This is a genomic window from Azotosporobacter soli (assembly GCF_030542965.1).
Lineage (GTDB): Bacteria > Bacillota > Negativicutes > SG130 > SG130 > Azotosporobacter > Azotosporobacter soli.
Genome location: NZ_JAUAOA010000001.1, coordinates 156,708 through 183,565, shown reverse-complemented (window position 1 = coordinate 183,565; position 26,858 = coordinate 156,708). Strand labels below are relative to the sequence as shown.

At 49.1% G+C, this 26,858-nt stretch carries 30 protein-coding genes; 25 read left to right on the top strand and 5 right to left on the bottom strand.

Annotated elements, in window-relative coordinates; translation table 11 throughout:
- Positions 1-47 precede the first annotated feature (47 nt).
- Entirely contained in the window at positions 48-347 is a 300-nt protein-coding gene (locus QTL79_RS00875) for a hypothetical protein (protein ID WP_346353258.1), read from the top strand.
- 35 nt (positions 348-382) lie between these two features.
- Here the strand turns inward: QTL79_RS00875 and QTL79_RS00870 are convergent, their stop codons facing one another.
- Both QTL79_RS00870 and QTL79_RS00865 read right to left on the bottom strand, forming a co-directional pair.
- Positions 383-1,279 carry a PhzF family phenazine biosynthesis protein gene (locus QTL79_RS00870; protein WP_346353039.1) on the bottom strand — a complete coding sequence of 299 codons (897 nt, stop codon included), beginning with the start codon at positions 1,277-1,279 and terminating at the stop codon, positions 383-385.
- 17 nt (positions 1,280-1,296) lie between these two features.
- Complete coding sequence (locus tag QTL79_RS00865; protein ID WP_346353038.1) at positions 1,297-1,683, bottom strand: cupin domain-containing protein; 387 nt, start codon at positions 1,681-1,683, stop codon at positions 1,297-1,299.
- Positions 1,684-1,820: 137 nt separating this feature from the next.
- Here QTL79_RS00865 and QTL79_RS00860 point away from each other — a divergent pair, with 137 nt between their 5' ends.
- The 9 genes from QTL79_RS00860 (at position 1,821) to QTL79_RS00820 (ending at position 12,459) form a co-directional block, all read left to right on the top strand.
- A complete protein-coding gene (locus QTL79_RS00860; protein WP_346353037.1) occupies positions 1,821-2,162 on the top strand; it encodes a winged helix-turn-helix transcriptional regulator in 342 nt (113 codons plus the stop codon).
- 33 nt (positions 2,163-2,195) lie between these two features.
- On the top strand, positions 2,196-2,627 hold the full coding sequence (locus QTL79_RS00855; protein WP_346353036.1) for a hypothetical protein: 432 nt from the start codon (positions 2,196-2,198) through the stop codon (positions 2,625-2,627).
- A 456-nt stretch (positions 2,628-3,083) separates the two neighbouring features.
- Positions 3,084-4,013: a LysR family transcriptional regulator gene (locus QTL79_RS00850; protein WP_346353035.1), complete on the top strand. Its 930-nt coding sequence runs from the start codon at positions 3,084-3,086 to the stop codon at positions 4,011-4,013.
- 16 nt (positions 4,014-4,029) lie between these two features.
- A complete protein-coding gene (locus tag QTL79_RS00845) occupies positions 4,030-5,235 on the top strand; it encodes an MFS transporter (protein WP_346353034.1) in 1,206 nt (401 codons plus the stop codon).
- A gap of 137 nt (positions 5,236-5,372) precedes the next feature.
- The gene (gene aspD / locus QTL79_RS00840) at positions 5,373-6,998 is read left to right on the top strand and encodes an aspartate 4-decarboxylase (protein ID WP_346353033.1); all 1,626 of its coding nucleotides are present in this window, start codon (positions 5,373-5,375) and stop codon (positions 6,996-6,998) included.
- Positions 6,999-7,140: 142 nt separating this feature from the next.
- Entirely contained in the window at positions 7,141-7,998 is an 858-nt protein-coding gene (locus QTL79_RS00835; RefSeq protein WP_346353032.1) for an AraC family transcriptional regulator, read from the top strand.
- Positions 7,999-8,040: 42 nt separating this feature from the next.
- Positions 8,041-9,519 carry an apolipoprotein N-acyltransferase gene (locus QTL79_RS00830; protein ID WP_346353031.1) on the top strand — a complete coding sequence of 493 codons (1,479 nt, stop codon included), beginning with the start codon at positions 8,041-8,043 and terminating at the stop codon, positions 9,517-9,519.
- A gap of 241 nt (positions 9,520-9,760) precedes the next feature.
- Complete coding sequence (locus QTL79_RS00825; protein WP_346353030.1) at positions 9,761-11,278, top strand: peptide MFS transporter; 1,518 nt, start codon at positions 9,761-9,763, stop codon at positions 11,276-11,278.
- Positions 11,279-11,379: 101 nt separating this feature from the next.
- Positions 11,380-12,459 (top strand): class I fructose-bisphosphate aldolase, encoded by a 1,080-nt coding sequence (locus QTL79_RS00820; RefSeq protein WP_346353029.1) that lies wholly within the window; start codon positions 11,380-11,382, stop codon positions 12,457-12,459.
- 236 nt (positions 12,460-12,695) lie between these two features.
- Here the strand turns inward: QTL79_RS00820 and QTL79_RS00815 are convergent, their stop codons facing one another.
- Positions 12,696-13,073 (bottom strand): hypothetical protein, encoded by a 378-nt coding sequence (locus QTL79_RS00815; RefSeq protein WP_346353028.1) that lies wholly within the window; start codon positions 13,071-13,073, stop codon positions 12,696-12,698.
- 310 nt (positions 13,074-13,383) lie between these two features.
- Between QTL79_RS00815 and QTL79_RS00810 the strand changes: the two genes are divergently transcribed.
- Entirely contained in the window at positions 13,384-13,920 is a 537-nt protein-coding gene (locus tag QTL79_RS00810; protein WP_346353027.1) for a peroxiredoxin, read from the top strand.
- 62 nt (positions 13,921-13,982) lie between these two features.
- The gene (locus QTL79_RS00805) at positions 13,983-14,297 is read left to right on the top strand and encodes a hypothetical protein (protein WP_346353026.1); all 315 of its coding nucleotides are present in this window, start codon (positions 13,983-13,985) and stop codon (positions 14,295-14,297) included.
- A 115-nt stretch (positions 14,298-14,412) separates the two neighbouring features.
- Here the strand turns inward: QTL79_RS00805 and QTL79_RS00800 are convergent, their stop codons facing one another.
- A complete protein-coding gene (locus QTL79_RS00800) occupies positions 14,413-15,765 on the bottom strand; it encodes a Na+/H+ antiporter NhaC family protein (RefSeq protein WP_346353025.1) in 1,353 nt (450 codons plus the stop codon).
- A gap of 142 nt (positions 15,766-15,907) precedes the next feature.
- On the opposite strand from QTL79_RS00800, the gene QTL79_RS00795 reads away from it, so the two are divergent.
- The 7 genes from QTL79_RS00795 to QTL79_RS00765 all read left to right on the top strand — a co-directional run bounded on the left by QTL79_RS00795 (position 15,908) and on the right by QTL79_RS00765 (position 21,364).
- Positions 15,908-16,828 (top strand): LysR family transcriptional regulator, encoded by a 921-nt coding sequence (locus tag QTL79_RS00795; protein WP_346353024.1) that lies wholly within the window; start codon positions 15,908-15,910, stop codon positions 16,826-16,828.
- Between the two features lie 29 nt (positions 16,829-16,857).
- Complete coding sequence (locus QTL79_RS00790; protein ID WP_346353023.1) at positions 16,858-17,286, top strand: contact-dependent growth inhibition system immunity protein; 429 nt, start codon at positions 16,858-16,860, stop codon at positions 17,284-17,286.
- Between the two features lie 99 nt (positions 17,287-17,385).
- Entirely contained in the window at positions 17,386-17,820 is a 435-nt protein-coding gene (locus QTL79_RS00785; protein WP_346353022.1) for a CPCC family cysteine-rich protein, read from the top strand.
- Between the two features lie 132 nt (positions 17,821-17,952).
- Positions 17,953-18,864, top strand: a complete 912-nt coding sequence (locus tag QTL79_RS00780; protein WP_346353021.1) for a helix-turn-helix transcriptional regulator — start codon at positions 17,953-17,955, stop codon at positions 18,862-18,864.
- 75 nt (positions 18,865-18,939) lie between these two features.
- Positions 18,940-19,218, top strand: coding sequence for a DUF3795 domain-containing protein (locus QTL79_RS00775; protein WP_346353020.1), 279 nt, complete (start codon positions 18,940-18,942; stop codon positions 19,216-19,218).
- Between the two features lie 243 nt (positions 19,219-19,461).
- On the top strand, positions 19,462-20,520 hold the full coding sequence (locus QTL79_RS00770; RefSeq protein ID WP_346353019.1) for a hypothetical protein: 1,059 nt from the start codon (positions 19,462-19,464) through the stop codon (positions 20,518-20,520).
- A gap of 523 nt (positions 20,521-21,043) precedes the next feature.
- Positions 21,044-21,364 (top strand): DMT family transporter, encoded by a 321-nt coding sequence (locus QTL79_RS00765; RefSeq protein ID WP_346353018.1) that lies wholly within the window; start codon positions 21,044-21,046, stop codon positions 21,362-21,364.
- 99 nt (positions 21,365-21,463) lie between these two features.
- On the opposite strand, the gene rarD is transcribed toward QTL79_RS00765, so the two are convergent.
- Positions 21,464-22,363: an EamA family transporter RarD gene (rarD, locus tag QTL79_RS00760; RefSeq protein ID WP_346353017.1), complete on the bottom strand. Its 900-nt coding sequence runs from the start codon at positions 22,361-22,363 to the stop codon at positions 21,464-21,466.
- A 301-nt stretch (positions 22,364-22,664) separates the two neighbouring features.
- Here rarD and QTL79_RS00755 point away from each other — a divergent pair, with 301 nt between their 5' ends.
- The 6 genes from QTL79_RS00755 to QTL79_RS00730 all read left to right on the top strand — a co-directional run bounded on the left by QTL79_RS00755 (position 22,665) and on the right by QTL79_RS00730 (position 26,835).
- A complete protein-coding gene (locus QTL79_RS00755; protein WP_346353016.1) occupies positions 22,665-23,084 on the top strand; it encodes a PTS sugar transporter subunit IIA in 420 nt (139 codons plus the stop codon).
- A 1-nt stretch (position 23,085) separates the two neighbouring features.
- Positions 23,086-23,559 carry a mannose/fructose/sorbose PTS transporter subunit IIB gene (locus QTL79_RS00750; protein ID WP_346353015.1) on the top strand — a complete coding sequence of 158 codons (474 nt, stop codon included), beginning with the start codon at positions 23,086-23,088 and terminating at the stop codon, positions 23,557-23,559.
- Positions 23,560-23,583: 24 nt separating this feature from the next.
- Positions 23,584-24,351, top strand: coding sequence for a PTS mannose/fructose/sorbose transporter subunit IIC (locus QTL79_RS00745; RefSeq protein WP_346353014.1), 768 nt, complete (start codon positions 23,584-23,586; stop codon positions 24,349-24,351).
- Positions 24,352-24,365: 14 nt separating this feature from the next.
- Entirely contained in the window at positions 24,366-25,187 is an 822-nt protein-coding gene (gene manZ, locus QTL79_RS00740; RefSeq protein WP_346353013.1) for a PTS mannose transporter subunit IID, read from the top strand.
- A 101-nt stretch (positions 25,188-25,288) separates the two neighbouring features.
- The gene (locus QTL79_RS00735) at positions 25,289-26,092 is read left to right on the top strand and encodes a Cof-type HAD-IIB family hydrolase (protein ID WP_346353012.1); all 804 of its coding nucleotides are present in this window, start codon (positions 25,289-25,291) and stop codon (positions 26,090-26,092) included.
- Positions 26,093-26,343: 251 nt separating this feature from the next.
- Positions 26,344-26,835 (top strand): mannose/fructose/sorbose PTS transporter subunit IIB, encoded by a 492-nt coding sequence (locus QTL79_RS00730; protein WP_346353011.1) that lies wholly within the window; start codon positions 26,344-26,346, stop codon positions 26,833-26,835.
- Positions 26,836-26,858 lie beyond the last annotated feature (23 nt).

The window sequence follows — 26,858 nt, the reverse complement described above, 5'->3', positions numbered from 1 at the left end:
TTCTGATGGTGTTGAAGATAGAAAATATCACGCAGGCGGCGGAATAACTGAAATTCAGTCAGCCGACCGTGACGACGCAGATCAGAACGCTGGAAGAAGACTTTGGCGTCTTGCTTTTTGAGCAGGGCGGCAAGAAGCGGTATCGAAAAAGTCCAGGGGTCTTCCTCTATTTTTCTAATGGTAGACCCCTAGAGGTGCAAGAGATTGCTTCGGCCAGTCAGATTGGAAATGGGCTTGCGCGGCTCGCTGAATTGTTTTCAAATTTAGCTAAGAGCCTAAGGCACAAAAAGCTTCCTTTGCGGATCGCACAAGGGAAGCTTTTTGGCGTTGAAATTAACAAAAGGTGATCGCTTATACAAAGCTATGAAAAACGGCAGCACGCTTAGCCAAAAGCATGCAAACAATATTTTCCGTCAATGCGGGTGGTGGCGCAGCCGCCGAATAATACGCGCGCTTCGCCGTCTTTTGCATAGCGTTTCAACTTGACGATGTTCGGATTGTTTCGGGACGGGCCCTGCTCTACGGAAAAGTCGTTTTGCCATACGCCGTTCTTTATCAGATAGTAGCAAAAGGCGGAATTGCCCGAACCGGTTGCCGGGTCTTCGAGATAACCGTATTTCGGCGCGAAAACGCGCGTGCGATACTGGTGCGCACTGGAGACGGTTTCGCGGCTGGAAACGTGAACGATGTCAAAATCATTGGCTAAACAGAACAAACGGAGCCGTTCCTGATTGGGCTGCAGCGCGAGGCAATCTTCCAGCGTGCGAAGCGGAACGATCAGCGTTCGCAGACCGCCGTCGACAACCTGGCAGGACATTTGCGCATCAAGAGAGTCTTGCCCGACGCCAAGCGCTTCAGCGATTGCGGAAGGGGAAAGCTGCCTTTCTAAGAACGCTGGCGGCGGAGCCATGATGTAAACTGCGTTCTCTTCCTGTATCCGGTTAAACACAGAAAGCGTTCCCGCCTGAACCGTAATGAACACTTCGCTTTCGCTTTGCAGCTCAGGGCTGTTTTTCAGCAGATCGTACATGATTGCGATTGTGGCATGGCCACAAAAGGCGACCTCGCACTCCGACGAGTAAAAGCGCAGGGTTAACTGTTCTTTCTGGCGGCTGACATAGCCGACTTCATTAACGAAACCCTTCAGTTCCGCAGCGATCTTTTGCATGACTTCTGCGCTGGGCAGAGGGGCAGTGTCCAGATCTACGTAACCTGCCGGATTTCCGGAGGATAAGCCTGTCGTAAATGCATCCATCTTCTTAAAAGCAAACTCGAGCATATTGTTGTCCCTCCTTATTAAACGAAAAATCGATCTTCATCCGACAAATGCGCAGGCGGCGCCAAAAAGACAAGGCGTAACCGCTCGTCGTGCGTGTTGGATAAGCGGTGAACAACATCCGGCAATACTGCGAACGCATCGCCCGCTTTCAAGGAACAGCGTTCCGTCCAAGTTACGGTTGCTCCGTCCCATCTTCCAAATTCCATCTCGCCGCTGCCCTCTAGCACGTGGTATATTTCAGAACCGCTATGATGATAGTGCGCGCGTAAACATTTGCCGGGTTTTAATTCGGCAAGAATAAAAGCCGTCTCTCCGTCAATGATTGTCCGCAGTTGAACGTCTGTTTTTTCATCCGGAACCAGTTCTTCAAACAGGGTATGAATGTTCTTTATATGCATAAACATCGCCAGCCTTTCGGATAAATATTTGATTATGCGGCCGCTGAGTATATAATATAGCCAGTACATTCGATATGCAACAAGGCACCTTATTGTAATGTAGGCGGTAAAAAGGTAAGTATTGTGAAAGTAGAGGTGTTGGCATGTTAGCAGGTTGTCCGATTGAAACAACGCTATCGTTGCTCAGCGGAAAGTGGAAGATCCTTATTCTTAAGGAACTGATCAAAGGGCCTGTGCGTTATACAGCGCTGAATAAGAATATTACGGGCATCAGTAGCAAGGTTTTGACCCAACAGCTGCGGGAAATGGAAGAAGACGGACTGATTTTGCGCAAGATATTTGCCGAAGTGCCGCCGCGCGTTGAATATGGGCTGAGTGAAATGGGAACCAGTATGCTGACGATTTTACAGGAAATGCGGAAATGGGGACTGACGAAAAATACGCAGCAACCAATAAAATGTCATCAGTGCAGGCAGTGTGAATAAAACTTTGAAAATGGAATAGAAAGTAGTGATGAAATGAAAGGGAAAATCCGTGAAATAATTGGAGATGGATATGAAAGGTGTATCAATATCATATTTAATACATCGGAATGTAATGATTTTTGGTTCTATTTTTTGGATGAAAGAGAGTATGCAGAAAATGGGGAGGAGAACAGTCGATTTATAGTTGGACAAGATATTGACATAGAAATAAAAGTTGTCTTTGTAAATCGATATACGGTGGTGAGCGAAAGTGAAGTATTGGGAATATCACAACCTATAAAAAATTCTTCACATAGTAAAATAACTGCGCAAGTGATGAAGATTATTGATTCTTGGAGTACAGTCTGCGACATTGGACTAAAAGAAGATGTGTTGGTTGAGTTTGAAGCAAAAATAGGAAGTATCGAAGTGGGGCAGAAGATTTGTTTCACAGGTGAGTTGAAAATCGCATTTGAAGAAAATTAGGTTGAACTGGGTAAGTTTGTTGGATGAATTTGTCCAACAAAAAATGACGTGGATGGGGTTATCAATAGTTTTGTATTTTCCTAAGTGTGAGGTTTAGCAGAAGCGCAATTCAAAAAGGAATTCCCCCAAAAAATAGCCAAGCATCCAAACCTATCAAGCAATAAAATCAATTATTTCAGACCAAGAAAAAACACGGAAAAAAACACAAAAAGCCAGGCTGCAGAATTTGCATCCAAACGGCCTAACAAGAGACAACAACATAACCGCCCAAGCGAATCAATGGTTCACGGCATTACGTCGTGGGCCGTTTTTCATTTCTGCTACAAAAAAAGCATTCATTTGAAAAAGGCATTGACTCAATTAAGAACTTCAATTTCCTTTTTACGACGTGAACGGGTATGCTTAATGAGAAGAACCGTTGCTGTAAATTTGTCAGGCGCGCAAGGATGTCTTACAATGAGAGCAAGTAAAATTGTAGGATGTGTTGCGGATATGGAACTGCGTTTATTGGAAACGTTTCTGATGGTGGCGAAGATGGAGAATATCACGCAGGCGGCAGAACAGCTGAAATTCAGCCAGCCGACCGTGACGACGCAGATCAGAACGCTGGAAGAAGACTTTGGCGTCTTGCTCTTTGAGCGGGTGGGCAAGAAGCTGTATCGAACCGAAGCGGGAACGCGCCTGATCGGCTATGCCGAAAAAATGCTGCTCTTGCACGGCGAAGCGCAAGCGGCCTTGCAGGAGTTTTCCTATGACAGGGTGATCAAGATTGGACTGGGTACCGCGGTCGCGGCGCATACGCTCTCGCCTGTTCTGCAGGAATTTCAAACGCAGCTGCCCAATGTTGCGGTACAAATTGAACATTGTCTTGACGTTCCGACCGCGGTGAAAGGCGTGTTGGATAATTGTTTTGATTTTGCGATTGTCCACAAGGAAATTGCCAACAAACGAATCGTCAAATTCGATATCGTCGTCGAACCGCTGCTCTGGGTGGCCCGGCCGGATCTGCTTGCGAAATACGGTAAGGATGTCTGGCTCCACCCGTTCATCGCGCTCAAGCAGGGCTCCATCTACCGGGGAAAATACGACGGACTCTTAAAGGAAAACAAGAAACGGCCGGTTTTGGAATACAGCGATTCGGAAGGAATTCGGCAAGCGGCGCTTAACGGGCTGGGCGTCGGCGTATTGCCGGAAGTGCTGGTGAAACACGACCTGAGGGAGGGGGCGCTGGTCGCGTTCGAGGACGCGCCTTTGCTGACGATTGATTTTTCGCTGATTTTTCATCGGGAAAAAACATTTACGCTGCCGATCCGCACCTTGCTCGAAGTGCTGGCCCGGCACGGCAACAGGGAGAGCGGATTGCTCGAATACATGCGCGCGCATTAGAAAAGCAGGGGGTAAAATGGCTAAAATCGAAAGTAGTGAACCGGTTGCGAGAAAAGAAAAAAAGACGCTGCTGACAGGGAGTCTGGCGCATTTTATCCAGGATGGCTTTTCGGATATGCTGTATGTCTTTTTCCCGCTTTGGCAGGCGCAGTTTGCGTTGAGTTTTGCGGAGATCGGCTTTTTGAAGACGCTTTTTTCCGGCACGATGGCGGGCTTTCAGGTGCCGGCCAGTTCGCTTGCGCAGCGGGTCGGCTCGCTGCGCTTACTGACGGCAGGGATCGTTTTGACCAGTGTGACGGTCTTTTGCTGGGGTTATGCGGCAACGCCGCTGGCGCTCGGCGTTTTTCTGGTGCTTGGCGGTTTGGGTGCGAGTGTGCAGCATCCGATCGCGTCGTCTTTGATCTCGAATGCGTATGTCGGCGTAAGTGCGCGCCGGACGGCCTTGAGCACGTTCAACGTCGCAGGCGATATCGGTAAACTGGCGTTGCCGGGAACGGCCGCTTATCTGCTGCTGAATCACAGTTGGATGTCGGTCGGCCAGATGTTCGGACTGCTGGGGGCGGGCATTGCGCTTGTCATTATTTTGAGCCAGCGGAATGTACGGCAAAGCGAGGGCGCTATGCAAGCGAAGGCGGGCAAAGCATCCGGCGGCCGTTTGCGCTGGCGGGGGTATGAAGCGTTCTGGTCTCTGTCGACGATCGGCGTCATAGACAGTGCGACGCGGATGGGGTTCTTGACGTTCCTGCCGTTTTTATTGCAGGAAAAAGGCGCGGGCATTGCGACGATCGGTCTGGTGCTTTCGCTTATCTTTGCCGGAGGCGCGGCGGGAAAACTGGTCTGCGGGATTTTGGCGCTCAAGGTTGGGGTGCTGCGCTCTGTGATTGTGACCGAACTGATGACGACGCTGGGCATCTTTGCGATGATTCTCTTTCCTTTGCAGGCGGCGATCGTGTTTTCGCCGTTCATCGGCATTGCGCTGAACGGCACTTCATCGGTGCTGTACGGCAGCGTGCCGGAGTTGGTGACGGAGGAACGACGCCAACAGGCGTTCGCGGTCTTTTATACGCTGACGATCGGCTCCGGTGCGGTATCGCCGTTTCTTTACGGCATGCTCAGCGATTCCGTCGGGGTAAAGACCGCCGTCATTATCGTTGCGCTGGTCGCGCTGCTTACACTGCCGCTGACAGCGCCGCTGCGCAATAAAATTAGCGGCAAACGCTGATTTGTACAAAATCTGCTGCTATCCTCACGCACGGGACATGGTATAATAATGGAAAGAATTGGTTGTAAATGGAAAAATCCTTGTAAGAAGACAGGCTTAGCGCAAGAGCTGTATCGGATTAAAGGAGGATTATGGACATGAGCAAACATAATTTTCAGCGTGATGAAATTGAGCGGATTTACGGCAAAGTCAGCCCGTTTGAACTCAAAGACAAATTGATCGGTTTGGCAAGGGAAAACGAAGCGCATTCGCTGCTCGATGCAGGGCGGGGAAATCCGAATTGGACAGCGGCGACGCCGCGTGAGGCGTTCTTTCTTTTCGGCATGTTCGCGGTCGAAGAAACGCGCCGGGTTTGGGCGGATAAGGATCTGGCCGGCATGCCGAAGCGCGAGGGAATTGCAGAGCGGCTGAAGTTCTATCTGGAAAAGCATGCATCAATGCCCGGCGCGGAACTTTTAAATAAGATCGTTGCCTATGGCATCACGCTGAAAGGCTTCGAGCCGGATGAGTGGGTCTATGAGCTGGCGGACGGAATCATCGGCGATAATTATCCGCTGCCCAGCCGCATGCTCAGGCATGTGGAAGCGGTTGTGCGTGACTATCTGGAGCAGGAATTGTCGCTGCCGGAGCGATCCGGCGACAAATTGAGCCTCTTTGCGGTCGAAGGCGCGACGGCGGGCATGTGCTATATCTTCGACAGCCTGATTGCCAATAATATCTTTGATAAGGGCGATAAGATCGCGCTGATGGCGCCGATCTTTACGCCTTACCTGGAGATTCCGCATCTGCCGCGCTATAACTTGCAGGTGGTCGAGGTGCTTGCCGACGAGATGACGGTCGACGGCATCCATACCTGGCAGTACCCGCCGGAAGAAATGAAGAAACTTTGCGATCCGTCGATCAAGGCCTTGTTCATCGTGAACCCGAGCAACCCGGCGTCGGTGGCGATGAAGCCGGAAACGGTGCGCCAGTTGCGCGAGATCGTGGAGACTCATAACCGGGATCTGATGATCATATCGGATGACGTCTACAGTACCTTTGTCGATGGCTTTCAGTCGTTGATGGCAGAGCTGCCTTATAATGCGATCGGCGTGTATTCGTTTTCCAAGTATTTCGGCGTAACCGGCTGGCGGCTGGGGACGATTGCCTTGTATGAAAACAATGTCTTTGATAAACTGCTGCGCAATCAGGCGGAGGACAAAACGCTGCGCGCGCGAAAACGCTATGAGGGCCTTTCAATTGAGCCGGACAGCATTCCGTTTATCGAGCGGATCGTGGCCGACAGCCGTCAGGTCGCGCTGAATCATACCGCCGGGCTTTCTACGCCGCAGCAGGTTCAGATGGCTTTTTTCTCGTTGTTTGCGCTCTTGGATAAGGAAGACCGCTATAAGAATTTGACGAAAGATATCTGCCGCCGTCGCAAGAAGCTACTCTTCGACAGCTTAGGCTTGAAGCTGCGACAAGACCAGCACGACGCGGCCTATTATACGCAGTTTGATCTTTTGGAATGGGCGGCGCACTATTATAATAAGGAGTTCGCCCACTATCTGCAGGCGAATCATAAACCGGTCGATATCCTGCTGCGCTTGGCCGAGGAATTTTCCGTCGTCTTGCTGGGCGGCAACGGCTTTCATGCATCGGAATGGTCGATACGGATCTCGCTGGCGAACCTTACGGATGAAGCCTACTCCCATATCGGCGATGCGATCGGAAAAATATTAAAAGAGTTCGTTGCGAAATGGGAAGAAGAGAAGCGGAGATAAGAAAAGATAAAAAAGTTGTCGCGAAAAATAATTTGCGGCAACTTTTTTATCTTTATCGATTTGCATCTGATAAACAGCAATTTATATCAAAAAAATAAAATTCGCTGCGTATATAATAAGAAGAGATGCAGGAGGTTGGAGGATGAAATTTTTAGAGGACACGAATCGAATCGTAACGTTCATTGAGAGCAATCTGGACGACGATATTTGGCTTGACGATATAATGCAACTGACGCGGCTGTCAAAATTTCATTACAGCCGCATTTTTAAAGCGCTTACCGGCATCACGCTGAGCGAGTATATACGGCGGAGAAAGCTGAGCCGTGCGGCTCTGGATTTGGTGGAAACGAAAAAAGCGATTATCGATATCGCATTTGCCTGCGGCTACGAATCGCAAGCCGCGTTCACCAGAGGTTTTAAAGCGATGTATGGTTTCACGCCCAAAGCCTATCGGGTAAATAAAACGCATTTTGCCAATTTGGATCAAGTGATTTTTAACGAGGCGATACTCAGTCTGAAAAAAGGCGAAGACAGGATCGAGCCGATTTTTATCGAGCGGGGAAAAATAAATATCGTGGGGCTGCAGTATAGAGGCGATAATTCGAACCGGGAAATTCCGAAGCTTTGGAGCCGTTTGGCGTTGCGCATGGCAGAAATAAAAAATGCCGCAAATTCCAACTTCAGCTATGGCTTTGAAACATATGGCGACGATCGCAAAGACAGCAATGTGTTAACGTATGTTGCAGGCGTGGAAGCGGGCGCGGAAGACCCACTGCCGCCGGGCCTGGTTTCCGTCGAAATTCCCGCGAACCAATATGCGGCCTTTCCGATTGCCGCGATTATTGAAGAGGTTCCGAAAACGATTCGACGGATTTATGGCGAGTTGTTGTTTGCGTGGAAGATTGAACCCTGTGGCGATTATGATTTTGAGCTGTTTGACGAAACGTTCATTCCCAATGATGCGGCTGCGCGATATTACTTGTGCATTCCGATAAAGTAGAGAAGTAATGATTATATTTGACGAAAGAAAGCGGTGACGGCAATGCAGGATAGCAAGCAGATTATGCAAGGCGGATTGAGATTGATGGAACTGGCGGCAACGATGCTCTGTAGTTCGCTGGCCTATTACTTTTCGACCGGAGTCTATAATAATTGGTTGCTGACGTGGTTGGCGCCGCTTCCGCTTTTGGTATATACACTGCGGGCATCCACGCGCTGCAGCGCGTTGGCCGCGTTTGTCGTTTGCTTTGCGGGCTTTTCCAATGTCGTCTTTGCCTATGCGCAGACTATTATTCCCGTCTCGTTTCTTGTTTACGGAAATCTAATAAGCGCCGTTGCTTTTACAAGTTTGGTCATGTTGTTTCGTTATCTGGCATTACGTAAAGCACACTGGATAGGGAGTTTTCTTTTGGCCAGCGGTTGGACGGCGTTTGAGTGGATCGTTGCACAATATTCAAAGGCAGGGACGATTGACAGCATCGCGTATACGCAGGTGTTTAATTTGCCGCTGCTCCAAATTGCCTCGATCACGGGAATCTGGGGCATATCCTTTTTGCTGCTGTTGGTTCCGTCCGGTCTTGCCTTAGCCTGGCATTACCGTAAAAACAGAAAAATATGTTTGCAGGCGAGTTTGATTCCATTATGCATTCTTCTTCTTACGCTGCTGTTTGGCATCTGCCGTTTATCCGTAGCGAACCAAGGGCCGACAGTGAAAATCGGCATGGCGTCGATTCCGGTGAAGGTAGAAGATTTGCTGTCGCGCAAACAGCCGCAACGTGCGGACGAGATGATCAGCCAATATATTGCTTGTGTGGAACGCCTTGCGCGCTCCGGCGTCAAGCTAGTCGTGTTGCCGGAAAAAATTGCCGGTTTGAATCTGAATGAGCGGGCGCAGGTGTTGGATGTCTTTGCTGCGGCGGCCCGCCAATATCAGGTCGCGCTAATTGCAGCGCTGGATGTAGAGCAGGACGGGCGTTTTTACAACACGGCCTATTTGTTTTTGCCAAGTGGGGGAAATGCGTTGCGCTATGACAAGCAACATTTGCTGCCGTTTTCCGAAGGAAAATATACTGCGGGGGAAAAGCTTGGTGTGAGCGTGCAAAAAGACGGCGGAGTCTGGGGCGTTGCCATCTGCAAAGATATGGACTTTCCAGAACCGAGCCGTGCCTATGGCCAGGCGGGGACGCAGCTCTTGCTTGTGCCTGCGCTCGATTTTAAGACCGATGCGTTATTGCATGCGCGCGTTGCGATTGTGCGCGGCGTTGAGTACAACTATGCGGTGGCGCGCGCTGGGCAGTGGGGCTTGCTGAGTCTGAGCGACAACAAAGGGCGCATGCTTAAAATGATGGAGAGTAGCGGTGATGAGGAAGCGGTACTGTTGGTAGGCGAAGTGCAACTTGGCCAAGGGCAGTCGCTCTACAGCTGCTGGGGCGACTGGTTCGCCTATTTTTCCGCGGGGTTATTTGTTGCATTGCTTGTTTTCTTTCTTCAATTGAAAAAAGAAAACGGTGAAGTGGAGTAGTGATTGGATAAGCGTTGCTTTTAAAAAAGCGAAGAATATTTCTTATGAAATCAGGTAAGACAAGCTTGAAAGGACGTTTCTAAGTGGAAACGTCCTTTCTTGCTATAAAGGAGTGAGGCGAAAATTGAAAAACGTTCTGGTTACTCTTGGTGGAAGATGGCGAATTAGATATAAAACGATGGAAGGAAATGGGAAAAAGAAGGGAGAAGTAAATACAATGCGATAAAAGGAGGCGACAGCAGTGGACAATAAGGGACAGGTCGGCTATCCGCGGGGCATGTTCTTCCTGGCAGGCACGGAGATGTGGGAACGGTTCAGCTACTATGGCATCATGTCGGTGCTGATTTTGTATTTAACGAAAGGGCTGGGGATCGATGACGCGCAGGCGGGACTCATTGTCGGCACCTACATTTCCTTTACCTGGATGTCGCCGGTGCTTGGCGGCTGGTTAGCGGACAATTTGCTGGGGCAGGTTAACGCGATCAAGTTGGGCGGTTTGGGTATCTTCGTCGGCAATTTGATTTTAGCGTTGCACAGCGATGGACTGCTGACTTTTTTTCTTGGCTTGGCGTTTATCATTTTGGGGACGGGGTTGCTGAAATCATCGATTTCGATTCTGGTCGGCATGCTGTTTGAAGACGGTGATCCCCGCATCGACAGGGCGTATACGATCTTCTATCTCTTTATAAACATTGGCGCGACGCTGTCGGCAGGCATCAACGAAATTGCCGAACGCAGTGAAAACTGGAGCATTGGGTTTGCGCTGGCGACGGTGGGCATGCTATTGGGACTAGTCATTTTTTTGCTTGGACGCAGGCAGTACAAAGGGAGCGCGCGGATTGAAAGCAAAGCCGCTTTGTATGAAAAAAGCTACGGCGTAGCGAACAAGCTCTGGCTGGCGACGGGATTTTTACTGTTGCTGCCGCTGATCGTATTTTTCTTCACGACGCCAGCGGTGACAAACTATTTCATGCTGCTGGTCAGCATCGCGGTTATCGCGACGATTGTCTGGCAATGGAAGCGGCATGAAAGTCGGCGTGAACGCGGCGGAATCCTGGCGATTTTGGTGTACGTAGTATACCAAATTGCTTACTTTTCGCTCTACCAACAGGTCAGCGATACGATCATCCTCTTTATGGACCGGGTCGTCGATATGCAAGTTGCCGGAATCAGCATTTCCTCGGGCGCAGCCAGTCTGCTGTTCAATAGTTTGTTCGTTATTGTATTAGCGCCGCTCTTGGCTACGCTGTACAGCTGGCTTGGGAAAAGGGATTGGGAACCTTCGACGCCGGTTAAGTTTTTCCTCGCCTTGTCGGTCATGTCGCTCAGCTTTCTCGTGTTCGGATTGACGGCCCAGGGAGCGGTCACGGGTGCAAAGGCATCTATTTGGTTGGTCATCTTGGGATTCTTTATTTTTACGATTTCTGATGTTTTAAGTGGGCCGATCAGTCTGTCTTTGATTGCCCAGCTTGCGCCGAAAAATATTAGCGGCTTCATGATGGGATCGATGTTTTTTTCGATGGCGGCGGGCGGTTATGTATCGGGGCTGTTGACCGCGTGGGTGGGCGGCGATGTTGCGCCCGGAGCGAGCGTGGAAACCTATGCGCAGCTATATGCAACGCTTTTCTTATACTGCGCAGCAGCAATGCTTTCGGTGGCGCTGCTCTATCTCTTTGTTGTGCCGTTTTTGAAGCGGATTCATCATTTGGCGGCAGGTGAAACGGCGGAAGAGGAAAAACAGGATACATTACTAGAGTGATGTTTTGTAAATTTAAGGAAAAAATAACGAAAAAAAGAAAGGAATTGAGGTATACTGGGAGAAGGCGGCACGGCCGCAAAAGGCAAAGGGGGCGACAACTGATGAGTTATGGATTGACAACGAATCAAATCGCGGCGTTACTCGGCGAGGATGCGACATTCTTGCTCGGGTTTTCCGCGCCGAAGATTGCGAAGACGATGCTGAGAACGCCCGGCCCAACTTTTTTGGAAGATGTGTTTACCGATTCGGACCGGAACAACCGGGTGATTGGTAATTTGGCGCGTTTGTATCAGTCAGGGCGCTTGGGCGGCTCGGGTTATTTGTCGATTTTTCCGGTTGATCAGGGGATTGAGCATTCGGCGGGAGCGTCTTTTGCCGCCAATCCGCTGTATTTTGACCCGGAGCATATTGTCCGCTTGGCGTTGGAGGCGGGCTGCAACGGTGTTGCGTCGACGCTCGGAGTTCTGGGACTGGTGTCGCGGCGCTATGCGCATAAGATCCCGTTTATCGTAAAGATTAATCACAATGAATTGCTGACTTATCCCAACAAGGCGGATCAAATCTTGTTCGCGTCGGTGGATCAAGCTTATGAAATGGGCGCTGCCGGAATCGGCGCGACGATTTATTTCGGTTCGTCGGAGTCGGGGCGGCAAATCGTTGAGGTTAGCGAAGCGTTTGATTATGCGCACCAAAAGGGCTTGTTTACGATCCTTTGGTGCTATCTGCGCAATCCGGCTTTCAAAAAAGACAAAGACTATCACGAATCGGCGGATTTAACCGGGCAGGCGAATCATTTGGGCGTGACGATTGCCGCCGACTTGATCAAACAGAAGCTGCCGACCAATTTCGGCGGCTATACGGCGCTGAACATGGGCGACAGTAGCTACGGAAAATTTGACCAACGCATGTACAGTGATCTGCTGTCGGAACATCCGATTGACCTGGCGCGTTATCAGGTGCTCAACAATTATCGGGGGAAAATCGGCTTGATCAACTCAGGCGGCGCATCCGGCGAAAATGATCTGGCCGATGCGGTGAAAACCGCTGTCATCAACAAGCGGGCCGGAGGCAGTGGATTGATTGCCGGGCGCAAGGCGTTTCAAAAACCGTTTGAAGAAGGCGTGCGTTTGTTGCAGGCCATTCAGGATGTGTACTTAAACCCGGAAATCACAATTGCCTGATGAAAAATGAAAAGAGCAAGGTCGGAGAAGTCCGAAGCCTTGCTCTTTTTTACAGTGCGTTAAAAATAGGCAAAGTATATGAAACTGGTCGAGGTCGCGCCGTTTGGCGTGCTGAACGCTGCCGAACGCTGCGCCAAAGTTGTGTTCGATAGAGGCCTTGCGATCTGATCGCGTCAGCATTCATCCGAATGACGATAACGAAACCGTGTGACAAATGAGAGTCAAAAGTACGTAGATTACTTTGCAGGCCAAATCTGTTTTTGGTCATTAGCACCGTTGCCAAGGATAAAAATTTCGTCAATGGTTTCAGCTTTTGTGTCATACATGATTTCAAATGCACGGTTTGGGTGAAGCCATGAGACGATGCTGTAGCGGGGTGTTATCAACAGTCGCGTTTTGTTCAGCTCAGCACTGTACCCGGAAAAGCCCAGCGACGAACTAAATACATCGCCTGAAATATAAACGATATTATCGGATACAGTTATGCTACTTACATTTAGTGATTCTATAGGCACAGCAAATCCAAATATGAAATTGTGATAGAGTTTTGCCATAACGAACGGAACAAGAATAACGAATATGGCACATAGAATGACGGTTATCATCTTTTTCATAGCAGCGCTATCCCTTCAATCTCCCAGTGCTAAGATAAATTCAACGTATGTTAAATTAATCCTGTCAGCATAGAACTGTCTTTTTGTTCCATTGCATTACAGACCACTATTTCCTATAGTAAACTGTAATGCTGTTTGAAAAGGTTTAGGGGCTGTCTCAAAATAGTTATGATCTATTTTGAGGCAGCTTCTTTTTCTTTGTAAAAAAATAAAAGCGTTTTCGCTTGACAAGTTTTTGCATTGAGGTTAATATAAGAAAAAATACTAAACGATAATTATTATTAATTATAAGTAAAGGGAGTGAATAAAAATGACGGCTAAAGTTGGCGAAAAAGCCCCGGATTTTACAATGACTACTACGGAAAATATCGATACGCTGGATCACGTGGTGCAGCTTGGCGATTACCAGGGAAAATGGTTGATTCTCTTTTTCTATCCGTTGGACTTCACGTTTGTCTGCCCGACCGAGATCAGAGGCTTCAATTCCCGGATCGAGGAACTCAGAGCGCTTGGCGCGGAAGTACTCGGCGTAAGTACCGACAGTGTTTATTCGCATCGCGCGTGGATCAAAACGTCGCAGGAAGAAGGCGGACTCGGCGAACTGCATTATCCGCTGGCGTCCGATATCACGAAGCAAGTCGCACAGGATTACGGCGTGTTGATTGAGGAAAAAGGGATTTCGCTGCGCGGTCTCTTTATCATCGACCCCGAAGGCGTTGTCCGCTATCAGGTGGTAAGCGACCTGAATGTCGGGCGCAGCGTCGGCGAGATCATACGCGTGCTGCAGGCCTTGCAGACCGGCGGTTTGTGCCCGATCGACTGGCAGGCCGGTGAAAAAACGATCTGATTTATGCGTGAAAGCATCAAAGCGTAGAAAAGCGAAAAAAAGAAATGAGGAGGAATAAAAAGATGAATGAGAAAAAGAATGAAAACGGGATACTGGATTGCAGTACGGCGGGCCAAGGGTTTGCCCGTACTGATGGGATAAAAATCGCAGCGGAAAGTTGTGGTTTGCCGCCGCGTGGTTTTGCGGTGAACGAGCAGGAGACTAAGCATGCGATACAAGATTGCAGCACGGCCGGGATGGGCTTTGCAAGAACGGATCGGACGAAAATTGCCGCAGAAAATTGCGCGTTTCCCGGCAGAGGTTTCGCGACCGTTGATCCTGGTAAGAAAAGCGAGCAAGCAGAAGCCGTAGCGTTTGAGTCGGCACTCGAAAGCTAGTCAGTATATGATGCAAATTGGCGGCTGCGGATAACGTATCCGAAGCTGTTTGAATAAGAGGCCGGGAAGATTTCAAAGTGTATGAAATCTTCCCGGCCTCTTTAAATGCGAGCATTTATGATTCTTTTGTGCAGAGAGGTGCATCGTTGCAAACCGGCACAGACAGTCGGGAAGCGGGAAAACATAAATTGCAGAGCGGAACCAGGAAGAGATAAAACGCATAAAGAATGAAACCGGAGTCGACCGACAACGCGGCGGCCGGAAAGGCGCCGGCGATGTTCCAGGGGATCAGCGGCGAAATGACGATGACGGTGTTCTCCAGGTCGACCGCGAGGCGATAGGAGGAAAGGCGGCGTGCAGCGTAACTCTTGTGCAGGAATTGATGCGTCAGCATCACGGCCAGCGTCTGATTGCAGCTAAAGGACGCGGTGATTATGCTGGCGAGGATCGTGGAAGCATAGAGACCGATTTTGTCGCCGAGCGTGGCAAACAGTTCCTCCAAATCGCGCAGAAAGCCGGTTCCGGAAAAAATGCCGGAATAGGCGGAGGAGATCAGGACGATCAAAGCGACGTTTAGCATCGAGTACAGGCCGCCGCCCTGGATGATGGCGGCAAACGGGCCGCCGCCTTCGACGCGGTAGCCGCTGACAATGTATTGTAGCATTTGCTCCGGCGAAATTCCCTGAATGAAGATTGCGATCAAAATGCCGCAGAGGATGCTGAGCGCCATCGACCGTTTCACGTCGACCTTGAACAAAGTGAGCAGCAGAATCAGCAGCGCGGGCAAGAATACGATCGCATCCAAACGGAACATTTGCGTGATTTCATGGGACATTTGATCGTTGTAAAAATGCAGCGGCGAAAACTGCGAGAGATATGCATAGGCTGCGAGCGAGAGCGCGAGCGGCAGCAGCGTCGTCTTAAGCATGTTCTTCAGATTTAAATGCAGCTCGGTTTGCGTCAGCGCGGAAACCAGATTGGCGCTCGATGATAACGGGGAACAACGGTCGCCGAAATAAGCGCCCGCGATGATCGCCCCGGCGGTCATTGTGGGGTCGGCCTGGCCGCTTTGCGCAAGCACCATCAAGACGACGCCGATCGTCCCGACCGTGCCGAACGATGTTCCCAGTAATGCAGAAACAAGACAGCAGAGTACGAAAGCGGAGAGAAGAAAGTACTCTGCGCTCATGAAAGCGATTGCGTGATAGACGATGAAAGAAATCGTGCCGCAGGCGCGCCAGACCGCGGTAAGGATGCCGATCAGGAGAAAGATTTTCAGTACGATCATCGACTTTTTGGCAGCGTGCTGCATCATGCTGCACAGCGCGCTTAGCTTATGGCCGCGCCGCAGCGCCGCAAAGAGGAAGGCGGCAAGGCCGAGCAAAAGCGGCAGCAGGACCGTGATTCCCTTGCTGAGAGAAAAAAATAAAGAGCCGAAAAAAATAAAAAACGCGATACTTATATCCAATGCAATCACCTCATAGAAAATCTGCAAGCGCCAGGGGAACTCGAACTGGCGCTGCCGTTACTGACATGGTATCATCATAATCAGTAATGTGTAAAATTGAACGTTTAGATAAAGATGATCGACTGAATTGATGGAGGTGCGTATGGAATTTCGACAATTGCAGGCGTTTTCTGCGGTGGCGCGAAGCGCCAGTTTTACGAAAGCCGCTGAATTTCTCGGCTATGCGCAGTCCAGCATTACGACGCAGGTTCAATTGCTGGAGCAGGAACTCGAGATGAAACTGTTTGACCGTTTAGGAAAACGCGTGGTGCTGACCGAAAACGGGCGGCGCTTTTTGCCGTATGCCAAACAAATTTTATCGCTGGCCGAGCAGGCAAAAGGACTGAGCGCAGCGGCCTGCACGCCGCGCGGCACGATTACGATCGGCGCGCCGGAATCGCTGTGCGCGACGCGGCTGCCCTTGTTGCTGCAGGAATATCATGCGCGCTATCCAGCGGTGAAAATCATCCTGAAGATGGGCGCGTATAAGGAATTTCAATACTGGCTTAAGAACAACCAGATCGACATCGCATTCTTCTTTCAACGCAGTCTGCGTCATTCGGATTTTGTGATTAAGCCGCTGACGGAGGAGGAGATCGTCGCGGTTGCCAAACCGGGCTATCGCCGGTCCTGCGAAGAATCTCTCAGCCCGGCGGCGCTGGCAGGCGAGACGCTGATCTTGGGAGAACGCGACTGCAGTTACCGCGTGATACTCGAAGACATCCTGGCGAAAGAAAATATTTACCCGGAGACGCTCATGGAACTCGACAGCGTGACCGCGATCCTGCAATGCGCCAAAAGCGGTTTGGGGATCGCGTTCCTGCCGCGTTTTGTCGTAGAGAAAGAACTGGCGCGCGGCGAACTGGCCGATCTGAAATGGAGCGGCGAAGCGTTCGCGACGCGGGTCCAGATGGGGTACCACAAAGACAAGTGGATATCGTCGATTCTGAGCACGTTTATCGAGGTGACGGAAACGGTTTTTATAAAATCTTGTGGGGATGAACCTGCTTGCCTAACCAAGTAATTATTTTCGCTCGTTGGAGGAGCTAAGCAATGAATGAAAATATGAGAAATTCTACAGTTGGTGAAATTGTTGGGGGGATTCTAAATTCGAAATTGGGATATGGACTTTCGGACTGGTTTAAAGCATTGCAAAACAAGAAATTGAAAGAAATTAAAGATGAGGATATTTCTAGGCTTATTAGGCAAGGTGTAATCGTAAAGTATGCAGTGTTTGAAGCTACAAATAGACTGTTGGAAAATCCGACGATGGGGATATATGATGGGGAAGGACTAGCTGAGATATCTAAGTTAAGTCAAGAATTTTGGTGCAAAAATGATAGTCTTCGAATAAAGTTAAAAGCAATAATTTTTCAGTTGACTAACAATAATTTGCTTGAAAATTTTGAGTGGATGTCAGAGTCTTGCAAAAAAGAATTTTCAGTTAATCTTGAGACTTTGAAAACTAAACTGTTAGAATAATTAGGGCTTCAGGAAACAAAGAAAAGACTATTATGGCTATTTCTAATTTAGCAGAATATATTCAGGAATAGTTTAACATTAAAATAATGGAGAACTGAAATGACAAATTCTAGAGACTGTTGTCCTTGTTGTGGCTATCTTACATTACCGAAAAGAATGCACCCTCAAATGCCGCAATGGGATATTTGCGGCTTATGTCATTGGGAAGATGATGGCCAGACTGATAGAGATGCTGATAGAGTATATGGCGGACCTAATCAAAGATATTCCTTAACAGAAGCAAGAGCTAACTTTAAGAAGTATCTAATAATGTATTCTCCAGATAATGATACAAGGATAGTTTCTGGTGATTGGCCCGAAGAAATAGAGATTAAGAAATCTCTAATCAAATTATTCGAGGAAAGTAAGACTTTAAATAATCAATGCAGGGCGGATGAAATTTGGGAAGAAATAATTAACCTTGAAAACAAGCTAGATGAAATTACAAGTCTGAAAATCAACCAATTTTACAAGGAAAGGAATTTAGAGGACTGATAGGATTTTACAGAAGCAGCAATTCAGCCGTGAAGATGGCCGAATTGCTGTTTTTTTCATCTTGGATTGCAATTTTAAAAGCTGTGACAAGTAAATGTCATATTAGATGCTATACTGAAGAGGGTGATGAAAATGAAACTCAACCGCTTGTTTGAAATCACGACGGTGCTGCTTAATAAGGGAAGCGTGACCGCAAAGGAACTCGCCGACCGCTTCGGCGTATCGACCCGGACGATTTATCGTGATGTGGATGTGCTGTCGTCAGCCGGCGTGCCGGTGTATATGAGTAAAGGCAATGGCGGCGGCATAGCGCTGCTGGAAGACTATGCGCTCAACCGGACGATCATTTCCGATCAGGAAAGCGAAAGCTTGCTGTTGGCGGTCAGGACGCTGCAAGTGACCAACTATCCGGATGTGGATGTGATTCTTGAAAAAATGGGGGCGCTGTTTAAAAATGCGCCGCCAAACGATTGGATTGAAATTGATTTTTCCGCTTGGAGCAGTACGCCGAACGAGCAAAACAAGTTTAACGACATCCGAAAGGCGATGCTGGAGAGAAAGGTGATTCGTTTTGAATATGTAAACGGCGACGGCAAGAGGAGTTGCCGCTTTGCAGAGCCGGAGAAATTGCTCTTTAAAGGCTATGCATGGTATTTGATCGCGTTTTGCCGACAACGCCGGCAGCAGCGAATTTTTCGCATGTCGCGGATTAAAAATGTGGAAATAAGCGAGGAGAAATTTACGCGCTGCCCGCTTGCCGAAACGGCGTGCGAGGAGAATAAGGCATTTACGGAACCGCTTGTGCCGATAAAAATGCGCTTTCAGCCGCAGGTTCTGAACCGTTTGTACGACGAGTTTGACGATGCCTTTATCAGCAAAGAGGAAGCAGGCCATTACGACGTGACCGTCTCGTTTCCGGAAAATGAATGGCTGTATAATTATATTTTATCGTTCGGCGCTTTTGTCGAGGTCTTGGAACCGCCGCATATCAGAGCCAACGTTGCGGCGCGAATACGGCAAGCGGTGAAAATATACGAAGCGTAATTTAAATATGACATACAGTTGTCGTATTATCCTCTGTATAATTCTAAAAAAATACATTTTTACGGAGGGTATGAAATGAGCAGCGTATGTGGAGTGGATTGTACGAAATGTCCCGATTTTAACAAAGAGTGCGCGGGATGCGACGCACAGGCGGGCAAAGTTTTTTGGACCAAGTATATTGAGAAAGATTGCTGTCCGATTTTTAGCTGCGTAAAAGAAAAAGGTTATCCGACCTGCGGCGCTTGCGCGCAAGTTCCCTGTGATCTGTGGTTTTCGTTAAAAGACCCCGCCCGGAGTGAAGAAGAACATCAAAGAAAGATTCAAGAGCGACTTGTCGAATTGAAACGGGCTTGAGTTGTATGGACGATAAAACAAGGTCAACGGATTTGTTCTTATCCGTTGACCTTGTTTTATTGTCGCAGCTAATGGAGCTTTTTCTTATCCGCGTGAAAGGAGGCGATGTTCTTTGCGCTTTGCTATTTACTCGGTTATGATAAGATAAAAGAAAAAAATGCGCTGTATCCCATGCCGTCACCGGATGAAAAATTTGTAAGCGCCGGGGGAAAGCGAAGTGAAAAAACAGGGAGAGTGTGCAAGATGGTGCAAAGATATGTGTTTTCGTCCGGCCAGGAAACGATTACAGATTTTTTGACCGCGGAAGGGATTGTCTGCATCACGCCATGGGCGGATCAGTTTTTCTCTTTTCTGTCGCGCGCCTGTAGTTATGAAGAAGAGGGGCGGAGAATTAAACCGAGGATCGTGTTGAGCAGGAATCTGATCAAATCCAGGATCGTGGAACGGATCAGCAACGCCTATATAGTGCCGATCAAAAAAGTGAGAGTCGGGGAACTTCATTTTGAAAAGAACTTAAAATCGCTGATCCCTTTCTGCCGTAGCGGATGGCATGTATACATCGATGTGGAAGGGGAAAGTGTGGGCTATGGAATCTTCCGTTTCTTCAGCGGCCCGATGGGCGATTGTGTAACAGATTCTCTGTTCCGTTCGGAGGATGCGGCGCAAGAAGATGTCGCGGCCGTCTGCATCGAGGTTCTCAGCGACTTTGAGTTGAAATTCAAAGGCTTCAAAAGGGAAATGATCATTGACTTCAGGCTGTGCGGAAGCGAAAACTCCAGAATGGAAGATGTGATAGGCGCGGCGGTAGAGGATATCGTCAGCGGCATCAAAGACCTTCGTGACAAGGAAATTTTGTGCAGGGTCTTTGATAAGATCTTCAAACTCTCAGTCGCGCAGGTGCATGGAACGCTTTGCGCAGTTGTAAAAGCGGATACGCAGATGCCGCTTACGATACTCGAAGACGGCATCTGGCTTCCGGAACCGATCGACATTTCAACAATTGCATTGGCGTTGCTTAAGGATATAACGGATATATATATGGACGAAAAATTCTACGGCTTGATCGACGTGGTTTTAGAAATGTTCAATATGGACGGGATCACGGTGATGGATACGAAAGGCCGTCTTTTGGCGTATAACGCGTTCGTTGAGGCGCAAGCGACCGCCAAGCGCGTCAGCGGCGGAGCGAGAAAAAGAGCGATGATGGCGTTGCTCGAAAGCGGCGTTCCGGAACTTGTCGGCGCTTATTTCCAGTCGCAAGACGGGCAGGTGATCTATAAAGGCGTGAAGCGCGATGCATAGATCTTAGGGGGTATCCGGTTGAAACGATGCGCAGCGCTCTCGTGCTTTTGATCATTGCGGGATCGTACGGCTTGAAATTGTCGCATTGAAGGAAATGAGTTAGAAATTAGACGAAAGCTGTCTCGGTGCGAAACTGAGACAGCTTTCGCTTTATCCCGGAACGTTTGAGCGGCGCGACGCTTAAACTACTGAGAAAATGAGTTAGCGGTCGCCGACTGGATTTTTAATGAAGGCAGAGATCTTTTTTATCGTGTAACGAAAAAGAAAATCGAACAAGAAAAGAAGGAAAAAAATGGGATAAAACGAAGTTCTTTAGTAATAAAAGCAAAAAAAGGGGGGCGACCATATCGCAAATACGGACAAACGCTATAGTTCCTTCTTGCAGGAAGCGATGGCTAAACGGTAAGAAAAAGTTTTTCTTTATTTAAACGAAGCGTTGTTCCTGCAGTCTGGCGGCGTGAGCGGCACCGGTTGCGGCTTATTGATGCTAAGATATGAAATTACGAAAAGGAGTGATACTGTTATGGCGTGGGTTTATTTGATTACTGCAGGATTGTTTGAAATCGGTTGGCCATTGGGACTGAAAATGGCGCAGATGGTAGAGGGAAAACAGGTAACCGGCATTACAATCGCGGTGATATCGATGGCGATTAGTGGTTATTGCCTGTTCATGGCGCAGAAAGACATCCCGATGGGCACCGCGTATGCGGTCTGGACCGGAATCGGCGCTGCTGGTACGTTTGTTTTGGGGATTATACTCTATAACGACCCGATCGGGACGCTGCGAATCGGGTCCGTACTCTTGATTATTGCAGGGGTGATCGGCTTGAAACTGGCGCATTAGAGGATGCGCTGGAAAAACTTAGATAAAGGAAGATAAAAAGGAGGAGCTGCCTCAGATCATTCTGAGACGGCTCCTTCTTTTTGGCTTTGTGCAAGACGGTTACGCTGCGCGCGTTCGTTGCTGCAGCAGAGAGGAACAGGCATACAAAGCCAGCGCTGACCAGATGAAGAAAAACGCGAGCCAATGTACGGTGCTCACCGTTTCTTGATAGAGGAAGACACCGGTCAGCAGCGATAACGTCGGCGAAATATATTGCAGGATGACGAGCCGGGATAAGGAAACGGTTTTAGCGCTCTTGGTGAAGAGCAAGAGCGGCAGTGCGGTCACGACGCCGCTGCCGGCCAGCAAGGCTGCGTTTACAAACGAGTCGTTAAATTGCAAAGGCGCTTGCAGCGACAAATGATATAAATAAAGCAAAGCAAGAGGCGCAAGCGTCAGCGTCTCAAGCGCGAGGCTGATGGACGAGTCCGTTTGCAACGTTTTCTTGACGAGGCCATAGAAAGCGAAGCTAAACGCCAGACTCAACGCAAGCCAGGGAATAGCGCCGTAGTGAAGCGTCAGGAGCAATACGCCGCTTCCTGCCAGGAAAAATGCCAGCGTTTCGCTGCGGCTGGGGCGTTCTTTCAGCGCGACTACGCCTACCAGCATGCTGACAAGCGGCGTGATGTACTGCCCAAGACTTGCCTCGATGATCTTTCCGTTAAGCACAGCCCACATGAAAATACCCCAGTTTGCGCTGATTAGTACGGCGGCAAGAAACAACGCACCAAAGGATCTTGGTCGGCGGGGCAGATCGTTAAGAAACGTAACGAACGCAGAAGTTTTGCCGCTAACGCATAGAACCGCCAACATAAAAACAAAAGACCAACAAATCCGTTGTGCTAAGATTTCGGCGGAGGATATGTGTTGCAGCAGTTTCCAGTAAACCGGCGTAAAGCCCCACATCATATAAGACAGTAGGGCATAGGCGATGCCCTCGTTCAGATGTCTTGTTTTCATCGAAGTCTTCTTTCTGTAAAAAAATCCGTGCCGCGTTACGAAACGAAAGCGACGACAAGGTTGATTATACTAAGTATCGTAAGAATACTCAAATTGGCAACACAAAGAGGAAGGGCGATTTTGTATCACGGAAAGGGCAATCTACCTTACTAGTGTATCAAAAAACGAAGCAGAGTATCAAATAAATAATATGAAGTCTTGAAGAGTGAGGAAACAAGCGCTGCTGCGCCGCTTCAAGCGAATGATACACCAGTTGGCACGCGATTTGCTTTAGTATAACGCAGTAAAGGAGGGGGAAAATGTGATTGGCTTAATCGTATGTACACATGGGAAATTTTCAGAAGAACTGGTAAAGGCGTCAGAGATGATCTTCGGCAAGCAGGAAAAAGTAAAATGCATAACGTTTGAACCGGGCGAGAGTGCGGACGGGCTTGTTGAAAAATATAAGACGGCGATAGCGGAATTGGGCGAAAAAGATGGCGTTCTTTTTGTCGTTGATTTATTCGGCGGAAGTCCTTACAATGCGGCGAGCCGGATTGTCGCGCAGCATGAGAACATGGACATTGTTGCCGGAGTTAACTTGCCGATGCTGCTTGAAGTTTATATGCCGCGTACGTTTATGGGGTTGCCGGATTTGGTGGAGACGGCCATGACGGCGGGGCGCAATGCGGTGCAATCATTCAGCGGAACATATGGAAACGTAGTGGAGGAGGAATTATAAGATGGAAATTTGTTTGACTCGCATTGACGATCGATTAATCCATGGACAGGTAGCGACGGTTTGGGTGAAGGAATCCGGCTGTAATAAGATCATTGCCTGCAGCGATGAAGTCGCCGCCGATCCCTTGCGCAAGACGCTGCTGCTGCAAGTCACGCCGCCGGGCATCAAGGCGTATGTTTTGCCGATTGACAAGGTGTTGGAAGCCTATAAAAATCCGAAATACAGCGATTTTAAAACGATGTTCCTGTGCACGAATCCAAATGATGTCTTGCGGCTGGTGGAAGGAGGGGTAGCGATTAAATCGGTGAATGTCGGCGGTATGTGTTACAAAGAAGGCAAGACGTTGATCTCCGGAGCCGTTGCGGTAGATGAAGCGGATATTGATGCATTTAAAAAATTACATGCAAAAGGAATTGAGTTGGAAGTAAGAAAAGTGGCCAGGGACAGCAAGGTTGATCTGATGAGTCTGGTATAAAACGATATAAATGGAGGGGTAGCAATGAGCGAGTTGCAAATGGTCTTATTGATAATCGTTGCGGCTATCACAGGTCTGGAAAGCGTAGTGGATGAAGGGCAGGGGCATCGGCCGCTGATCGCCTGTACGCTGGTCGGTCTTGTCTTAGGCGATGTTACGACGGGGGTTATTTTGGGCGGTACGCTGGAGTTGATGGCTTTGGGTTGGATGAACGTCGGTGCGTCGATGGCGCCGGATTCGGCGCTGGCCAGCGTAATCGCCGCAATTTTGGTCATCGTCGGCAAACAGTCGATCGGCGCGGGCATCGCGGTCGCAATTCCGATTGCGGCGGCGGGACAGGTGCTTACGATCTTTGTCCGGTCGGCGACGACGTTCTTTCAACATCTGGCGGATAAGTATGCCGAAGCCGGCAGTTGCCGGGGCATTGAAATGTGCCACCTGCTTGCCTGGACGCTGCAGGCGCTGCGCGTCGCGATTCCGACCGCATTGGTTGCGGCGATTGCGGGAACCGATACCGTTAATATGATGCTGGCGTCGATACCGGAAGTCATTACGCGCGGTCTGCAAATTGCCGGCGGATTTATCGTCGTTGTCGGGTATGCGATGGTCATCAACATGATGGAAGCCAAATATTTAATGCCATTTTTCTTCTTGGGCTTCGTGGTGGCTGCATTTACCAATCTGAATCTGGTTGCTTTCGGCGTAGTGGGAACGGTACTGGCGATTCTGTATATCCAGTTAAACCCTAAATACAGCGAAGCGACGCAGACCGTAGATGAATTGGATTTATAGGGAGGGCGACCAGAATGAGTGAAAAGAAATTAACCAAAGGCGATCTGTTCAATATGTTTATCCGTTCTAATTTTTTGTTGGCGTCCTTTAATTTTGAAAGAATGCAGTCGATGGGCTTTTGCGTGACCATGATTCCGGCGCTGAAACGCTTATATAAAGGCGAAGAATTAAAACAGGCTTTGAAACGGCATTTGGAATTCTTCAATACGCAACCGTTCATCTCGGCGCCGATCATGGGGATCACCGCCGCAATGGAAGAACAGCGCGCGAATGGAGCGAACATTGACGACGCGTCGATCAGCGGCGTGAAAATCGGCCTGATGGGGCCGCTTGCCGGTGTCGGCGACCCGATCTTCTGGGGGACGATACGTCCAGTTACCGCTGCGCTGGGAGCGTCGCTGGCCTTGAGCGGCACCATTCTAGGCCCGATCTTATTTTTCCTATCCTTTAACGTAATCCGGCTTGCGACAAAATACTACGGCCTTCAATATGGTTACACGACCGGAACGGGCATCGTTTCGGATATGTCCGGCAACCGTCTGCAAAAGCTGACGGAAGGCGCGTCGATCTTAGGGCTGTTCGTTATGGGCTGTCTGGTTTCAAAGTGGACCAGCATGAATGTGCCGCTCGTCGTCTCGACGGTCACCGGTGCGGACGGCAAAACGGTGGTCACGACGGTTCAGACGATCTTGGATCAATTGATGCCCGGCATGCTGCCGCTGGCGTTGACGTTCCTTTGCATGTATCTGTTAAAACGGAAAGTCAATGCGATTGCGATTATCTTCGGACTTTTTGCCCTGGGAATCGCAGGTTATGCGGGCGGGTTCCTGAAATAAAAATAGCTCATGGCGGAAACGTGCTGGAGAATGCGCTGCAACAGAGCATCCTTCGGCGCGTTTACGTGCTGCCCGCGTTGGCAAATGCAAAGGAGGACGCTATGTATAAGATGCTATGTTTGGACATTGACGGAACGCTTTTGAATTCGCGGCACCAGATTACAGAGCAAACAAAGGCGGCCATTGCAAAAGCGACGCAGGAGAAAAAAATTCCGGTTGTCCTGGTTTCAGCACGGATGCCGAAAGGGATGCGCTTTTTGGCGGAAGAGTTAAAACTCGATGCGCCGATGATTTGTTACAATGGCGCGCTGACAATCGGTTATAATGGAAAAATACTTGACGATCTTCGGATTGAGTCTCAATATGTAAAAGAAATTTATTTGCGCGGGAAAAAACAGGGTGCAAGCGTCAGTTTATATAGAGAAGATGAATGGTATAGCGACGAAGAAGACGCTTGGATCCGGCAGGAAGAAGAAATTGTTAAAATACAAGCGACCATCGGCGATTGCCTGCCGCTGCTTGCGATGTGGGGACGGCAAGGTTGCCACAAAATACTATGCATGGGTGAGCCGACAAAGCTCATCGCGCTTAAGAAGGAATTAACAGAGCTGTTTGGCGAGAAGTTGAATCTGTCGCTTTCAAAGCCGACGTATCTGGAAATTATAGCGAAAAATGCTGCGAAAAGTGTTGCGATTTCAGCGTTAATCAAGCAATATAAGATAGACCGTAGCGAGTTGATGGTGATCGGCGATAATTACAACGACATCGATATGATCCGTTATGCGGGGCTTGGGATTGCGATGGGCAATGCACCGGACGAAGTGAAACTGCAGGCAGTTGCGGTCACGCTGTCCAACGAAGAAGACGGCGTGGCGCATGCGATAGATACCTATCTGTTGTGCTGATTTAATAAAGTTGTTTATCATAACCACGGAAACAAGAGAAAAGTGCTGTAACTTAAGAGCGTTTTCGTGAAAAGAAAGAAGGGGGAATAAACATGAGTAATGAAAAAAATGTACCGCAAACGGCGAAAGAAAAGGCCGTGCGGTTTGCATTGGTTTTTGGCGTCGGCATCGCCGTCTTTATTGTTGTGACGGTATTACGGCACATGTAAGTTTTGCAAAGAGGCTGCGAAACGAACGGACAGGAGGCTGCGATGAAGATTTGTCTGGCGAGAATTGATGACCGGCTCATCCATGGTCAAGTGGTGATTGTCTGGGTAAAGGCGGTCGGCGCTGATAAAATTATTGCCTGCAGCGACGAAGCTGCTGCCGATCCGCTGCGCAAGGCACTGTTGCTGCAGATGGCGCCGCCCGGCGCGAAGGCCTACGTGCTGCCGATCGACAAAGCCATCGAAGCGTACAAAAATCCAAAGTATGCCGATTTTAAAACGCTCTTTCTCTTTACGAATCCGACTGACGTTTTGCGCATGGTGGAAGCGGGCGTGGCGATTACGTCGGTGAATGTCGGCGGCATGTGCTATAAGGATGGAACGATGCTGATTACCGGCGCGGTATCGGTCGGCAAGCAGGATGTCGCGGCCTTTAAGCAGCTTCATGCGCGAGGTATTGAACTGGAGCTGAGAAAAGTGGCGAGCGATAGAAAAGTCGATCTGATGAGCCTTGAATTGCCGTTTGGCGATGCCTGAATTTAAAGTGGAAAGTAGTGCTG